Below are 15,277 nucleotides of genomic sequence, written 5' to 3' on the forward strand. Positions count from 1 at the left end.
GCACCGCCGGTACCGGCGTACAGCCGCAGAAAAGGGCCGTCCCATCATGGGGCGGCCCTTTTCGCATGGGTACTCCTTCGCGCGCGAAGCGGGGAGGTGTTCTTTGCCCGCATGCCCGGAACGAGATCGGTAACGGTTCGGTTACCGTGACCACGGCGACAAGGTGAAAAAGCCCGGGCAACGGGTAGGAAGCGAGGAGGCACCGTGGGTGGGAGGTTCCGGCGCAGTGTCCACCGCCCGGCGGTGTCGGCGTCGCTGCTGTGCATCGTGCTCGCCGTGGTGATGGGGTGCAGCAACAACGCTCCTGTGCCCGCCACATCGTCCTCGCCGCAGGCCTCGCCGTCCGCGGACTCGGGCGGGCAGGCGGACCTGCCGCAGGTGACCCCGCAACCGCGGACCATGACCAGGCTGGGACAGGATGTCCGGGTGCGGGGCACGGTCGAGGTGGTGGTGGACCCCCTCGTGGACCGGCCGACGCGCGAGTTGGCGGTGCGGGTTCTGCGATCGGCCGGGGCGTCCCACGTCGTCGTCCGCGAGCCGGGACCTGCCGTGGACGGCGCGACGCTGAGCATGCGCCTCGGCCACCGGAAAGCTCCGAGCGTGGTCAAGGGGATACAACACGTCGGCTTCTCGGTTCCGCCCCCACCGTTGCCGCCCGAGGGATACGTGCTCGCCGCACGAGGCGGCGATGATCCGACGCTGGTGCTCGGTGCCGGCGATTCCGCCGGGGCGTACTACGCCGTGCAGACCCTGCGCCAGCTGGCCACACCCGGCCGGATCGCCGGGGTCGGGATCGTGGACAAGCCGCAGATGTCCACGCGCGGCACGATCGAGGGCTTCTACGGCAGCCCGTGGACGCACGCCGAGCGGATGGATCAGCTCGCCTTCTACGGAGAGGTCAAGCTCAACACCTACATCTACGCGCCGAAGGACGATCCGTACCATCGCCGGCTGTGGCGGGAGCCGTATCCGCGGGAGAAGCTGGCCCGGCTCGGGGAATTGATCGGCCAGGCCGCAGCGCATCACGTGACGTTCACCTTCGCACTGTCGCCCGGGACGTCGATCTGCTACAGCGATCCCGCGGACTTCGACGCGCTGCGGGCGAAGCTGCAGCAACTGTACGACGCGGGAGTGCGCAGCTTCTCCGTCCCGCTGGACGACATCTCCTACACCGAGTGGAACTGTTCCGCCGACCGCGCCGAGTACGGCCCTCCCTCGCCCGACGCCGCGGGCCGGGCGCAGGCGGATCTGCTCAACCGGGTGCAGCGGGAGTTCATCGACACTCACCCGGACACGCAGCCACTGCAGACGGTTCCCACGGAGTACTCCGACGTCGAGGACTCGCCGTACAAGACGGCGCTGCGCACGCAACTCGATCCGCGAGTGCAGGTGATGTGGACCGGTGTCGGGGTGATCCCGGACGAGGTCACGGTCGCCGACGCGCGCAGGGCCGCACAGGTGTGGGGCCGCAAGGTGATGCTGTGGGACAACTACCCGGTCAACGACTTCGACGGGTCGACGGGGCGGCTCCTGCTCGGACCCTATGCGCAGCGCCGGAGTGGTCTGCACGAGCACCTGTCCGGCCTGGTGGTCAATCCGATGAACCAGGCCGCCGCCAGCAAGGTCGTCGAGATCGGTGCGGCCGGCTTGGCCTGGAACAGCGCGGACTTCGACCCGCAGCGGGCCTGGCACGCGGCCGCCGAACACCTCGCGGGCGACCGTTTCGCCGGTGACGAGCAGGCCCTGCGACCCGACCCGGAAACGGTCGAGGCCCTGATGGTCTTCTTCGACCTCAACCACATGGCCCCGCTGCCCAGCGGTGAGCCGTGGCTGGCGCCCGCTCCGGAACTCGCACGCCGCCTCGACGAGTTCCGCGCGGCGTGGCGCGGTGGTGACCGCAGCGCCGCACTGCGGCAGCTGCGCGGGTACGCGGAGAAGATCGCCGGTGCTCCCGAGCGGATCCGGGAGGGGGCAGCGCAGAATTTCGTCTCGGACGCGACCCCGTGGTTGCAGGCCACCGACCTGTGGGGCGACTCTCTCCTGGCTACTGTGGACGGTCTGCGTGCGCGCCTGGACGGCGACGAGGCCGCCGCCCGCAGGTACTTCGGCGAGGCCGCCGACCTGGCCGATCGCGCCGGGTCGGTCCGCACCGTCCCGGGGGAGACCCTGCCGCAGGGTCCGGTTCGCGTTGCCGACGGTGTCCTCGACACCTTCATCCGGCAGGCACCCGAGTTGCGATGAGCCTTCCTCGGCGGGGCGGCCTGCTCAGCCGACCGCGGTGCGGTACACGCTGAGCAGGTCGCTGCCGTGCTGCTCCCAGCGGTCGTAGAGCACGTCGCTGCCGTAGCGGGCGACGAGCTGCGCCTCGCCCCGGGTGATCGGGATGAGCGTGATGATGCGCAGCACCGCCGTTCCGTCCGCGTCGCGCAACACGTCGAAATCCTCGCCGAGGTAGGGATGCGGGGCAGCCAGTGCGCCGCAGATCTCGGTGTCCGGCAGCAGTATCCGGTCGTTGGTGATGAGTGCGCCGGGGCCGACCCGGCTTTCCGATTCGGTGAGCAGTTCGGCGATCGACCCGGTGAGGTGCCGGGCGTAGCGCTCCTGGTCGGCATGCAACGTGCACACGACCTCGTGGGGCAGCGGGGCGCCCGCGGTGTGCGAGCGCAGACCGCTGGTCAGCACCGAGACGTGCGCGCTGTGCGCGGGATCGCAGTAGATCAGGTGGTAGCCGCGGTTGCGCTCGTCGGTTTCCGGGCCTTCAGCGCCGCGGATCTTGCCGAGGTACGCCTCGACATGTGCGGGAAATTCGCTGAACCGGCTCATACTCCACCTCGCCTGGACACTGCCACCGGATCAGTATGGCGTGTGAATCTTCGTCGTCTCCCGGCGCCCCTGCGCGCACCGCCCGGTCCGGGCGCCATGCGTGCTCGATCGAATACGCTCGCGACATGGTCGACGAGGATGGTGCACGCGGGATGGAAAATCCGGCCGAAGTGGCGGCCGCACTGCAGGGAACGGGTTACCTGCCGGATGACGGGATCGCCACGGCCGCTTTCCTCGCCTGGCGGATGCGCCGCCCGCTGCTGTGCGAGGGCGAACCGGGTACCGGTAAGACCGCGCTCGCGCAGGCGCTGGCGAGCGCGCTCGATCTCGACCTGATCCGGCTGCAGTGTCACGAGGGCATCGATGCGGCCCAGGCTCTCTACGACTGGGACTTTCCGCGCCAACTGCTGCACCTGCGCACGCTGGAAGCGGCTTCGGAGGGGGCGCTGGATGTGCAGGAGGCGGAGGCATCGCTGTACACCTCCCGCTTCCTGCTGACTCGCCCGCTGCTGCGTGCCCTGCAGGAGTCCCCGTGCGTGCTGCTCGTCGACGAGATCGACCGCGCCGACGACGAGTTCGAGGCGTTCCTGCTGGAGATGCTGTCGGAATATTCGGTGAGCATCCCGGAGTACGGCGCGGTCGTCGCACAGGAACCGCCGCTGGTGCTGCTCACGTCGAACCGGACCCGCGAGGTGCACGACGCGCTGAAGCGCCGCTGCCTGTACCACTGGCTGGAACATCCGGACCTGCAACGGGAGGTGGCGATCCTGCGTCGCCGCTTGCCGGGGCTGGAGGCGCGGCTGGCGGAGCAGGTCGCCGATGCGGTGCAGCGGATGCGGCAGGCGGACCTGCTGAAACCGCCCGGGGTCGCCGAGGCGCTGGACTGGGCGCAGGCCCTGCTCGCACTCGGCGCCGACGAACTCGACACCGAGGTCGCGGCACGCACCCTCGGCGCGGTGTTGAAGTACCGCGAGGATGCCGAGCGGGTGCGTGCCGCCGGGCTCGTGGGGGCAAGCGGTTCCGACCGGTAGCGAATCGCGGCTCCGAAAGGCCGGCAGGCAGGTGCACAATGCGGATATGGGTGATGCGGGGCACACAGTGGACGGGCTGGTGGGGTTCGCTCGTGCGCTGCGGCATGCGGGAGTGAACTGCGGCCCCGATCGGGTCCGGGCATTCCTGGCCGCGACCGAGCACGTGGGATTCGCCGACCGATCCCGGCTGTACTGGGCGGGTCGTCTCACATTGTGCACCGATCCGGAGGACCTGCCGCGCTTCGACGCCGCCTTCGACTACTGGTTCGGTGGCGCGGACATGCCCGCGCCGGTGTCCGGACCGGCCACGGAGAAGCGGGCCCGCAGCGCGGCCCTGACCTCGCGCGAGGCCGGTACCGACGACGCCGAGCCGCTCGCGACGGCGGCCGGTGACGTCGAGACGCTGCGCTCCCGTGACCTGTCCGAGCTCAGCGCCGAGGAGCGTGAGCACCTGCGCAGGATGCTCGCCGAGTTGAGCCTCGATCCGCCGCTGCGTCCCTCGCTGCGGCGGAAACCGTTCCGGCGCGGAAACCTCGATCCTCGCGCGACGATGCGGGCGCTCCTGCGTACGGGCGGTGAGCCGATGCGGTTGCCCCGGCATCACCGGGCGAGGCGAACGCGCCGGGTGGTGATGCTGATCGACGTGTCCGGGTCGATGAATCCCTACGCCGATGCGCTGCTGCGTTTCGCGCACGTGGTGATGCGCCGATCACCGGCCGAGACCGAGGTGTTCACGCTGGGCACTCGAATGACCCGCGTGAGCAGGCAGTTGCGGCAGCGCGATCCGGAACGCGCGCTGGCTGCGGCGGGAGCAGCGGTACCGGATTTCTCGGGCGGAACCCGGCTGGGGGAGACACTGCGGGCGTTCCTGGACCGGTGGGGACAGCGGGGGGTTGCTCGGCGAGCGGTGGTGGTGCTGTTCTCCGACGGATGGGAGCGAGGCGATACTGCCCTGCTCGCCGAGCAGATGCTTCGGCTGCGGCGGCTGGCCCATGCCGTGGTGTGGGTGAATCCGCACGCGGGCCGGGCCGGCTACGAGCCGGTGCAGTCGGGGATCGCGGCCGCGTGGCCACACGTGGATCACCTGGTTGCCGGGCACAGCCTGCGGGCGTTGCAGGAATTGTGGTGGTGGGTCCGTCGTCTGGCCACTCACCACCGGACCGCGGGCGTTCCGTCCGCCGAGGAGCGACAGACACGGCAGGAAGTCGGAGGTGCGTAGTGCGTGACGTGCTCGACGAGGTGGAACGGCACTGGCGGGCGGGGAAACCGGTGGGGCTGGGCACCGTCGTGGCCACTTTCCGGTCGGCACCGCGCCCGGCCGGTGCTGCGATGTTGGTGACCGGCGACGGTGATGTCGTCGGCAGCGTGTCGGGCGGCTGCGTCGAGGGAGCGGTCCACGAGCGGGCCACCGGTGCTCTCGGGGGTGATCCTCCGGAGTTGCAGCGCTACGGCGTCAGCGATGATGACGCCTTCGCCGTGGGGCTGACCTGTGGCGGCATCATCGACGTCTTCGTGGAGCGGATCGACTGCCGATCGTTTCCGGAGCTGGACAAGCTGGCCGCCTCGGTGCGCGCGGAAGAACCGGTCGCCGTGGTCACGGTGGTCGAGCACCCGGACTCGGAGCTCGTCGGCTCCCGCCTGCTGGTGTGGAACGACCGGTCCAGCGGCGGGCTCGGTTCGAGCCGCATCGACGACGCGGTGCTCGACGATGCCCGGGGGTTGCTCGCGAGCGGGCGCAGCGGTGTGCTCGAGTACGGTGCCGACGGGCAGCGGCGCGGTGAGGGGCTGCGGGTCTTCGTCAACTCGTTCGAGCCGCCGCCCCGGATGCTCGTGTTCGGTGCGATCGACTTCGCAGCCGCGATGGCGCGCATGGGTTCCTTCCTCGGTTACCGGGTGACGGTGTGCGATGCCCGGTCGGTTTTCGCCACCCGCAGCCGCTTTCCCGATGTCGACGAGGTGGTGGTCGACTGGCCGCACCGGTACCTGGCCGGAGAGATCGAGGCCGGGCGGCTCGACGAGCGCAGTGCGGTGATGGTGCTGACGCACGATCCGAAGTTCGACGTGCCGGTGCTGGAGGTCGCGTTGCGGCAGCCGCTGGCCTATGTCGGTGCGATGGGATCCCGCCGCACGCACTCCGAGCGGCTGCGCAGGCTGCGGGAGAAGGGGCTTGCCGACAGCGAGCTGGCGACGCTGTCCTCGCCGATCGGGCTCGATCTCGGTGCGCGCACACCGGAGGAGACGGCGGTGTCCATCGCGGCGGAGCTGATCGCCCTGCGCTGGGGCGGACGCGGTGTCCGGCTCTCCGATGGCGAGGGGCCGATTCACCACGGTGCCTGACTCGCCGGGCGTCGATGTTCGGTGATCTCGCACAGTGATCATGTTTTTCGCTCGCGTGTGGGGTTGCTCTCGGATTCGAGACGTAGCAGGCTCAGTGCTTGTGACTCCCGTCACCGATGTGGAGCCGCCGAGTTCCGCGAACATCCGCGCACCGCGGGTCAGGTCCGCAAAGGAGGCCCAATGCCGCGCATCACCGTCAATGTCGACGGCACGACCTACACCGACGAGGTCCAGCCTCGGACTCTGCTCGTCCAGTACCTGCGAGAACAGCTGGGCAAGGTCGGTACCGTCGTCGGCTGCGACACCAGCAACTGCGGCGCCTGCACCGTCCACATGGACGGGCACAGCGTGAAGTCGTGCTCCGTACTGGCCGTGCAGGCGGACGGGCACGAGATCACCACCATCGAAGGTTTGGCCAGGGACGGGCAGCTGCATCCGATGCAGCAGTCCTTCCACGACAACCATGCCCTGCAGTGCGGGTTCTGCACTCCGGGCATGATCATGCAGGCTCTCGACCTGCTCGCCGAGAATCCGGAGCCGGACGAACAGCAGGTTCGGGAGGGGCTGGAGGGCAACCTCTGCCGCTGCACCGGCTATCAGAACATCGTGCGTGCCGTGCGTGACGCGTCCGAGCGGATGCGGCCGGGTGCCGGTCCGCCGATGGAGCATTCCGAGCCGACATCGCCACCGCGTACCGCCACCGAGCAGGACCGGGCGCAGGTGACAGGAGGTCAGCACTCATGACCGCGATACCCACGACGCCGGGAACGGAGCCGGAACTCGGCCGCGCCCGCAAGCGCAAGGAGGATGCCCGGCTGATCACCGGCAGCACGCGCTGGACCGACAACATGGCGCTGCCGGGAATGTTGCATCTGGCGGTGTTGCGCAGCCCGATCGCGCACGCGCGCATCGCCTCGATCGACGCCGACGAGGCCCGGCGGATGTCCGGGGTGCAGGCGGTGCTGACCGGCCGGGACCTTGCCGACGAACAGGGCAGCCTGCCGTGCGCGTGGCCGATCACCGAGGACATGAAGTCCCCGCAGGCCCCGCCGATGGCGGTCGACGAGGTGCACTTCGCCGGTGAGGTGGTGGCCGTGGTCGCCGCGCGCAGTGCCGCCGAGGCCCGGGATGCCCTGGATGCCATCGACGTCGACTACGAGGACCTGCCGGTGGTGCTGGACATGGAGTCCGCGCTGGCCGACGACTCGCCTCTGGTGCACTCCGACCTGGGAACCAACCGCAACGCCACCTGGACCTTCGATTCCGCCGAGGCGGGTACCGGCGGTGACGTGGAGCAGGCGCTGGCCGACGCCGAGGTGCGTGTCGAGCGGACGTTCCGCCAGCAGCGCCTGATCCCGGCGTTCATGGAGCCACGCTCGGTGGTGGTCGACCCCACCGGCGAGCAGTTCACCATGTGGTCGGCCACGCAGGTGCCGCACATCCTGCGCACGATGCTGGCGATGACGCTGGGCGTGCCCGAGCAGAAGATCCGCGTGATCGCCCCCGACGTGGGAGGCGGTTTCGGTGGCAAGCTGCAGGTGACACCGGAGGAGGTCATCACCTTCCTGCTCGCCCGGCGGCTCGGTCGTCCGGTGAAGTGGACGGAGTCCCGCTCGGAGACGATGGTCTCCGCCCACCACGGTCGTGACCAGGTGCAGAAACTCGCACTGTCGGCTCGCCGGGACGGCACGGTCACCGGGCTGAAGGTCGAGCTCCTGGCGGACATGGGGGCCTACCTGCGACTGGTGTCCCCGGGCGTGCCGATCCTCGGCGCCCTGATGTTCAACTCGATCTACAAGTTCCCCGCCTACCACTTCACCTGCACGAACGTCTTCACGAACAAGACACCGACGGATGCCTACCGGGGCGCGGGCCGGCCGGAGGCCACCTTCGCCATCGAGCGGATGATGGACGAGCTCGCCGCCGAGCTGGACATGGACCCGCTCGAACTGCGCCGCAAGAACTGGATCGGCCGCGACGAGTTCCCGTTCACCACGATCGCCGGGCTGACCTACGACTCCGGTGATTACGAGGCCGCCACCGACCGGGCCCTGGAGCTGTTCGGCTACCGGCAGCTCCGCGAGGAGCAGGCACGGCGGCGGGAGCAGGGCGACACCGTGCAGCTCGGTATCGGTGTCTCGACCTTCACCGAGATGTGCGGCCTGGCACCGTCGCGGGTGCTCGGGTCCCTGTCCTACGGCGCAGGCGGTTGGGAGCACGCGCAGATCAGGGTGCTGCCGACCGGCAAGGTGGAAGTGGTCACGGGAGTCTCGCCCCACGGCCAGGGCCACGTCACGGCCTGGAGCCAGATCGTGGCCGAACGTCTGGGCGTGCCGTTCGACGATGTCGAGGTGCTGCACGGTGACACGCAGTCCTCGCCCCGCGGTCTGGACACCTACGGTTCGCGCTCCCTGGCGGTCGGCGGGGTCGCCGCCGTGCACGCTGCCGACAAGGTCATCGAGAAGGCGAAGACGATCGCCGCGCACCTGCTGGAGTGCTCCGAGGACGACCTCGAATTCTCCGGTGGCAGGTTCGGCGTGCGGGGCACCGACCAGGGCACCGGCCTCGCCGATGTCGCGCTGGCCGCTTTCGCCGCACACGACCTGCCGGAGGGGATCGAGCCGAACCTCGACGCCGAGGCCTCGTTCGACCCGGAGAACTTCTCGTTCCCGCACGGCACACACCTGTGCGCGACCGAGGTCGACACCGAGACCGGGGCGGTGCGCATCCGCTCCTACGTCTGCGTCGACGACGTCGGCACCGTGGTCAACCCGCTGATCGTCGAGGGACAGGTGCACGGTGGGCTGGCGCAGGGCATCGCACAGGCGCTGTACGAGGAGGCGGTGCACGACGAGGACGGCACGCTGACCACGGCCACGTTCGCCGATTACCTGGTGCCCTCGGCGGCCGATCTGCCGGAGTTCACCACCGATCGCACCGAGACACGGGCGACGTCGAATCCGCTGGGCGTCAAGGGTGTCGGTGAAGCGGGCACGATCGCGTCCACCCCCGCGGTGGTCAACGCCGTCGTCGACGCACTCCGGCCTCTCGGTGTCGACGACGTGGAGATGCCGTGCTCGCCGCAGCGGGTGTGGCGCGCGATCACGGGCACGCGGACGAGCTCGGACACGGCCGCGGAAGCCGGTGGCGGCTTGGGATCGATGGACACGGGTGGCGGTTTTGCCGCCGGTTCGCAGGGAGGTAGCAGGTGATTCCCGCATCGTTCGACTACATTGCCCCCACTACGGTGGAGGAAGCCATGGCCGCACTGGACGAGGCGGGTGAGGACGCCAAGATTCTCGCGGGCGGCCAGAGCCTGCTGCCGGTGCTGCGGATGCGGCTGGCCGATCCGCGTCTGGTCGTCGACCTCGGCAGGGTCCCGGAGTTGCGAGGTGTTCGTCAGGAGGGTGACTCGCTGGTCATCGGCTCGATGACCAGCCACCACGAGGTGCTCGGTGATCCGCTGATCCGCGAGCACGCGAAACTGCTGGCACTGGCCACCCGCACGGTCGCCGACCCGCAGGTGCGGCATCGGGGAACCTTCGGTGGTTCCCTGGCCCATGCCGATCCGGCGGGGGATCTCCCCGCTCCGGCACTGGCGCTGGAAGCGGACATGGTGATCGCAGGCTCCTCCGGGCGCCGCGTGGTCCCCGCTTCCGAGTTCTTCGTGGATTACTTCACGACCGCCCTGCAGCCCAACGAGCTGCTGGTCGAGGTGCGCATGCCGCACTGGACCGGGTGGGGTGCCCACTACGAGAAGTTCAACCGGGTGGCTCAGGCGTGGTCGGTGGTCGGTGTGGCCGCCGCCGTGCGCACCGAGGGAGGGGCGATCGCCGAGGCCAGGGTCGGGCTGACCAACATGGGTCCGACTCCCGTGCGCGCCACGGGGGTCGAACAGGCACTTCTCGGCAGGCCCGCCACATCGGAGACGATCCGGGAAGCGGCCCGGCATGCTGCCGAGGGCACCAGCCCGACCAGCGATGCCAGCGCCGATGTCGATTACCGCGAGCACCTCGCCGAGGTGTTGACCGGGAGGGCGCTGACCACAGCCGCCGGTGCATAGGGAGTGTGCGGATTGACTTGCGTGGGTGCAGGCAGCGGAACACCCGCAGCGGTGCCGGTTGCTTCCGTGGGTGCAAGCGGCTGACGCCGCTCACCCGGCATCCGACATGGCCGCCGACAGGCCGCTGCCTCTCTTCGCATCAATCCGCGCACCCTCGAGGAACGCGTGTCTGAGGAGGATCACCAGTGCAGATGCAACACCACTTCACGGTCCCCGCGCCGGTGGAGGTGGCCTGGCCGGCGTTGCTCGACGTCGAGGGGGTCGCCCCGTGCATGCCGGGTGCCACCCTCACCAAGGTCGAGGGCAACGAGTTCGGTGGTTCGGTCAAGGTCAAGCTCGGTCCGATTTCCCTGTTGTACAAGGGATCGGGCACGTTCACCGAGATCGACCCCGAGGCGCATCGGGTGGTGATCGAGGCCAGCGGCAAGGATTCGCGTGGCAACGGAACCGCTGCCGCCACGGTCACGGCGGTGCTTTCTCCCGAGAGCGGGAGCACCTCCGTGACCGTGGACACCGACCTGAAGGTCACCGGGAAACCGGCCCAGTTCGGGCGCGGCCTGATCTCCGAGGTGGGCAGCAAGATCATCGGACAGTTCGCTGATTGCCTGTCCGAGCGGCTCTCCGGACGGGAGCAGGCCGAGGAGCGGGCGGTCAGCGAGCAGGTCGGCGCGGAGTCGACACTTGATCAATCGGCTTTCGTCGAGCAGGAGGCCTCGGGTGCGGGGACGCCCGAGGCGGTAACGCCTCGACCGGAGCCGGTGCAGGCCGAGCCGGAAACCGCCAAGGCGGGGGCGAATACCTGGCGGGTCACCGCACCGGATGACCGGGAGGCGATCGATCTGCTGGATACCGCGGGCGCTCCGGTCCTCAAGCGCCTCGCCCCCGTGGCGGCGGCCCTTGCCGTGGTGGCCGCCGTGGTGCTGCTGCGGCGCCGCAGGCGCCGATAGATCGGCAGGGAGTCGTGCGGGTGGCGTGGGACCCGCACGGCACTCACCCCAGCGCGTGCACCCGGCGCAGTCGGTCGAGCCAGCGGCGCTGGGTGCTCGCCGAAGGGGTGGCCGCCGCGACGCGCACCGGGTCGGGTTCGGGGGCACGCCGGGGTACCGGAAGGTGACCGCCGGACGGCAACAGCGAATCGGCGACGGTATCGCCGCCGAGCAGCGACACCGTGCCCAGACCGCAGGCGAACGGCAGCTCCGGCAACGAGCCCGCCAGGGCGAGCTGGGCGGACAGGCCGACGCTGCTTTCCAGGGCGGAGGAGACGACGCAGGGCAGGCCGCAGGCTTCGGCAACCTGCAGTGCGCGGCGAACACCGCCGAGCGGCGCCACCTTCAGCACGGCGACATCCGCCGCCTCCGCGACGGCCACGCGCAGCGGGTCCTCGGCGCGGCGGATGGACTCGTCGGCGGCGATACGCACGTCGACACGCCGCCGCACGGCGGCGAGCTCCTCGACGGTGGCGCAGGGCTGCTCGACGTACTCGAGCCCGTGCGCGGCGCGGTCGAGCTCCTTGATGCGTGTCACCGCTTCGTCGACATCCCAGGCGGCGTTGGCGTCGACGCGCACGGCACCGGAGGCCCCGAGCGCCTCCCGCACGGCGGTGACACGGTCGGTGTCGTCGCCGGGTGTCTGCCCGGCCTCGGCGACCTTCACCTTCGCCGTGGAGCAGCCGGAGGCAGCGGCGATCTCGTACGCCCTGTTCGGGGTGACCGCCGGGACGGTGCAGTTGACCGGGATCTCCTCGCGTACCGGCTCCGGCCAGGCACCCGCGCAGGCTTCCAGTGCCGCATCGAGCCAGGGCACGGATTCGGTGTCGGAGTAGTCCTCGAAAGCGCAGAACTCGCCCCAGCCTGCAGGACCGCTCAGCAGGATGCCCTCGCGCACGGTGAGACCGCGGAAGCGGGTCCGCATCGGCAGTGCGTACACCCGCACGGCGTCCAGCTCCGTCAATGCGATCCTGTCTGTGCTCGGGCTCATGCCCCGATCCTGGCACGTCCGTGCCGGCACGGCCGCATCAGCGAATGTCAGAAGAGGCCGAGTATGAGACGCAGCGCCTGATCGACTTCGTGCTGTTCGTCGACGCTGAGCCGCCCGACCTTGCGTCCCAGCCGCTTTTCGGCATCGATCGCCTGTAGTTGCTCGACGAGGACGCGGGTACGGCGGCCACCCAGTTCGATCACCGGGTGAAAGGAACTTTCCCAGGATCCGGTGCTCGTGGGTGCGGCCACAACGGTCGCGAGTTGCTGCAGTGAGTCCGATTGCAGCGCGATGGCGTAACGCTTTCCTTTTTGCTCGCGGCCCTGCGCGTGTGGGTTCGCGCGAAGTTCGTAGATATCACCACGCATCTTCGGCACCCATGTCCGCGCGTGCTGCCTGTACTTCAGCCCGGTAATCGGAGTTGTCTCGCAACGCCTCCGCGTCCTCGCGAAGGCGCGCGTACGCTGCCTGCCGATATGCCTCGTGGATCGCGCTCACGATGGCCGCGTTGCGGGACCGGCCGTCGGCGGTGAGTACTGCGAGTTCTTCTTCGGTTTCGCTGTCGACTCTGATGCTGAGTGTTGCGGACATACCATTAATGTAGCACAATCAGTGGTTGAAATCGTATTGCACGAGTGCCACCACCTCAGGCGACGCTGGGGCGTCCGAGGTCGAAGACGTCGACCTCGAACCGCGACCACTGCTGCCGCAGCGCGGAAACCCCGCTGTCGAGCGCGAAGTTGATCTCGCCCAGCGTCACGGGCAGCAGGGTGAACACCTGGAGCTGCTCGACGCCGTCCGCATCGGTGAACCGGGTGAACTCCGCCGGAAACAACGGGTGCCCGCTGGTGAGCACACCGTGGAACTCCGTGTTCGCCAGCAGGGGCTCCTCATTGGGGATGACCTGATCGGGAACCACGTGGGTACCCATGTTCACGAGAAGCTGGGCGGTGAGATCGACCAGGTACCGCGCGGCTTCGGCCTGCTCCCGATACACGGTGCAGGCCAGCTCCTGGGCCGGCTCGGCGCCGATCGGCTGGAACCGCAGACCCGAGCTGATGACCGTGGTCAGGTGGTATTCCTCGCGCTGGAAGAACACCAGGCCGTAGCCACGGTTGTCACCGCGCACGTTCGGTGGTTCGGCCCCGCTGGGCGTGCCCGCGTAATACTCGAGGTTCTCGGCAAGCCCGACGAACCGGTGCGCGCCGCCCCCCGTCGCGATTTCCTGTTTCTCGGCGCTCATCTGCTCTCCCGTGCTCCATGTGCTCGCTGCCACCGTATCCGGTCGGTGGAGCGTGTCCGGAGGGCTTTCGGACACGTCCGGCGCGAGTCGAGCGATCCTATTCTCGGCCGGTGTCGGGAACGGCGGGTCCGAGCAGGTCGTCGGAGTCGACGATGTGGTAGGCGTAACCCTGTTCGGCGAGGAAGCGTTGCCGGTGAGCGGCGTAGTCGGTGTCGAGGGTGTCGCGGGAGACGACGGAGTAGAAGTGGGCCTGCTTGCGATCGGACTTGGGCCGCAGCAACCGCCCCAGCCGCTGCGCTTCCTCCTGGCGTGACCCGAAGGTGCCCGATACCTGCACGGCCACCGAAGCCTCGGGCAGGTCGATGGAGAAGTTGGCGACCTTCGACACCACCAGCCGGTTGATCTCGCCGCGCCGGAAGGCCTCGTAGAGTGCCTCGCGTTCCTTGTTCCTCGTGGAACCCTCGACGATCGAGGCGTCCAGGGCTTCGCCGAGTTCGTGCAACTGCTCCAGGTAGGCACCGATGACCAGGGCGGGTTCGCCGGGGTGGCGGTCGAGGATCGCCTGGACGACCGGTGCCTTGGTGTGCGCGGTGGAGCACACCTTGTAGCGCTCCTCGGACTCGGAGGTCGCATACGACAGGCGCTCGTTGTCGGTGAGCGTGACCCGCACCTCCACGCATTCGGCAGGGGCGATCCAGCCCTGCGACTCGATGTCCTTCCACGGCGCGTCGTAGCGCTTGGGGCCGATCAGGGAGAACACGTCGCCCTCGCGGCCGTCCTCGCGCACCAGTGTCGCGGTCAGGCCGAGCCGCCGCCGTGACTGCAGGTCGGCGGTCATCCGGAACACGGGGGCGGGTAGCAGGTGCACCTCGTCGTAGATGATCAGTCCCCAGTCGCGGGAGTCGAACAGATCCAGGTGCTTGTACTCGCCTTTGGATTTGCGGGTGATGACCTGGTACGTCGCGATGGTGATCGGACGGATCTCCTTTTTCTCCCCGGAGTACTCGCCGATCTCGTCTTCGGTCAGCGAGGTGCGTTCGACGAGTTCGCGCTTCCACTGCCTGCCCGCCACGGTGTTGGTGACCAGGATCAGCGTGGTCGCCTGGGCCTCGGCCATCGCCGCTGCCCCGACGAGTGTCTTACCCGCGCCGCAGGGCAGCACGACGACGCCGGAGCCGCCCGCCCAGAACGATTGCACGGCCTGGCGCTGGTAGTCGCGCAGTTGCCAGCCGTTTTCCTCCAGCGCGATCGCGTGCGCCTCACCGTCGACGTATCCGGCGAGGTCCTCGGCGGGCCAGCCGAGCTTGAGCAGCGCCTGCTTGAGCCGGCCGCGCTCGCTCGGGTGCACCACGACGGTGTCGTCGTCGATGCGCTCCCCCAGCATCGGCTTGATCTTCTTGCTGCGCAGCACCTCTTCGAGGACCGCGCGATCCCGGGACAGCAGCACGAGTCCGTGCGCCGGATCGTTGGACAGTTCCAGCCGGCCGAAGCGGCCCATCGTCTCGGTGATGTCGACCAGCAGCGGCTGCGGCACCGGGTAGCGGGAGTGCGTGACCAGCGCGTCGACGACCTGCTCCGGATCGTGCCCGGCGGCGCGGGCGTTCCACAGCGCCAGCGGCGTGATCCGGTAGGTGTGTACGTGCTCCGGGGCCCGTTCGAGTTCGGCGAACGGGGCGATGGCGGTGCGTGCGTCGTCGGCTTGAGCGTGGTCGACCTCGAGCAGCACGGTCTTGTCCGACTGGACGATGAGAGGTCCGTCAGTCACGGGGCAGACTCCTCGCAAGGGCGGGCTGGTCCGGTTCA

The 15,277-nt window shown here is 69.3% G+C and carries 14 protein-coding genes; 8 read left to right on the plus strand and 6 right to left on the minus strand.

The annotated features are described in order from the left end of the window. Positions 1–282: 282 nt before the first annotated feature. Positions 283–2,241, plus strand: a complete 1,959-nt coding sequence (locus DFQ14_RS11060; protein WP_114453300.1) for a glycoside hydrolase family 84 protein — start codon at positions 283–285, stop codon at positions 2,239–2,241. Positions 2,242–2,265: 24 nt separating this feature from the next. On the opposite strand, the gene DFQ14_RS11065 is transcribed toward DFQ14_RS11060, so the two are convergent. Continuing rightward, on the minus strand, positions 2,266–2,823 hold the full coding sequence (locus DFQ14_RS11065; protein ID WP_114453162.1) for a suppressor of fused domain protein: 558 nt from the start codon (positions 2,821–2,823) through the stop codon (positions 2,266–2,268). Positions 2,824–2,975: 152 nt separating this feature from the next. Between DFQ14_RS11065 and DFQ14_RS11070 the strand changes: the two genes are divergently transcribed. From DFQ14_RS11070 to DFQ14_RS11100, 7 genes are all read left to right on the plus strand, one after another. Further along, positions 2,976–3,854: an AAA family ATPase gene (locus tag DFQ14_RS11070; protein ID WP_114453301.1), complete on the plus strand. Its 879-nt coding sequence runs from the start codon at positions 2,976–2,978 to the stop codon at positions 3,852–3,854. Positions 3,855–3,900: 46 nt separating this feature from the next. Next, positions 3,901–5,073 (plus strand): vWA domain-containing protein, encoded by a 1,173-nt coding sequence (locus DFQ14_RS11075; RefSeq protein WP_114453302.1) that lies wholly within the window; start codon positions 3,901–3,903, stop codon positions 5,071–5,073. After that, positions 5,073–6,191, plus strand: a complete 1,119-nt coding sequence (locus DFQ14_RS11080) for an XdhC family protein (RefSeq protein ID WP_114453163.1) — start codon at positions 5,073–5,075, stop codon at positions 6,189–6,191. The genes DFQ14_RS11075 and DFQ14_RS11080 overlap by 1 nt, the downstream gene beginning before the upstream one ends. A gap of 180 nt (positions 6,192–6,371) precedes the next feature. After that, positions 6,372–6,935 carry a (2Fe-2S)-binding protein gene (locus tag DFQ14_RS11085; protein WP_114453164.1) on the plus strand — a complete coding sequence of 188 codons (564 nt, stop codon included), beginning with the start codon at positions 6,372–6,374 and terminating at the stop codon, positions 6,933–6,935. After that, positions 6,932–9,403 (plus strand): xanthine dehydrogenase family protein molybdopterin-binding subunit, encoded by a 2,472-nt coding sequence (locus DFQ14_RS11090; RefSeq protein WP_114453165.1) that lies wholly within the window; start codon positions 6,932–6,934, stop codon positions 9,401–9,403. The genes DFQ14_RS11085 and DFQ14_RS11090 overlap by 4 nt, the downstream gene beginning before the upstream one ends. Continuing rightward, complete coding sequence (locus DFQ14_RS11095) at positions 9,400–10,254, plus strand: FAD binding domain-containing protein (protein ID WP_114453166.1); 855 nt, start codon at positions 9,400–9,402, stop codon at positions 10,252–10,254. The genes DFQ14_RS11090 and DFQ14_RS11095 overlap by 4 nt, the downstream gene beginning before the upstream one ends. A gap of 185 nt (positions 10,255–10,439) precedes the next feature. Further along, positions 10,440–11,201, plus strand: a complete 762-nt coding sequence (locus DFQ14_RS11100; RefSeq protein WP_114453167.1) for an SRPBCC family protein — start codon at positions 10,440–10,442, stop codon at positions 11,199–11,201. 43 nt (positions 11,202–11,244) lie between these two features. Here the strand turns inward: DFQ14_RS11100 and DFQ14_RS11105 are convergent, their stop codons facing one another. The 5 genes from DFQ14_RS11105 to DFQ14_RS11125 all read right to left on the minus strand — a co-directional run bounded on the left by DFQ14_RS11105 (position 11,245) and on the right by DFQ14_RS11125 (position 15,239). Continuing rightward, positions 11,245–12,231, minus strand: a complete 987-nt coding sequence (locus DFQ14_RS11105; RefSeq protein WP_114453168.1) for an o-succinylbenzoate synthase — start codon at positions 12,229–12,231, stop codon at positions 11,245–11,247. Between the two features lie 47 nt (positions 12,232–12,278). After that, positions 12,279–12,599 carry a type II toxin-antitoxin system PemK/MazF family toxin gene (locus DFQ14_RS11110; protein ID WP_114453169.1) on the minus strand — a complete coding sequence of 107 codons (321 nt, stop codon included), beginning with the start codon at positions 12,597–12,599 and terminating at the stop codon, positions 12,279–12,281. Further along, positions 12,589–12,822, minus strand: a complete 234-nt coding sequence (locus DFQ14_RS11115; protein WP_114453170.1) for a hypothetical protein — start codon at positions 12,820–12,822, stop codon at positions 12,589–12,591. Before DFQ14_RS11115 ends, DFQ14_RS11110 begins: the two co-directional genes overlap by 11 nt. A gap of 55 nt (positions 12,823–12,877) precedes the next feature. After that, positions 12,878–13,474, minus strand: a complete 597-nt coding sequence (locus DFQ14_RS11120; protein WP_114453171.1) for a suppressor of fused domain protein — start codon at positions 13,472–13,474, stop codon at positions 12,878–12,880. A gap of 97 nt (positions 13,475–13,571) precedes the next feature. Beyond that, a complete protein-coding gene (locus DFQ14_RS11125) occupies positions 13,572–15,239 on the minus strand; it encodes a DNA repair helicase XPB (RefSeq protein ID WP_114453172.1) in 1,668 nt (555 codons plus the stop codon). Positions 15,240–15,277 lie beyond the last annotated feature (38 nt).

The sequence above is a fragment of the Halopolyspora algeriensis genome (assembly GCF_003337235.1).
GTDB lineage: Bacteria > Actinomycetota > Actinomycetes > Mycobacteriales > Pseudonocardiaceae > Haloactinomyces > Haloactinomyces algeriensis.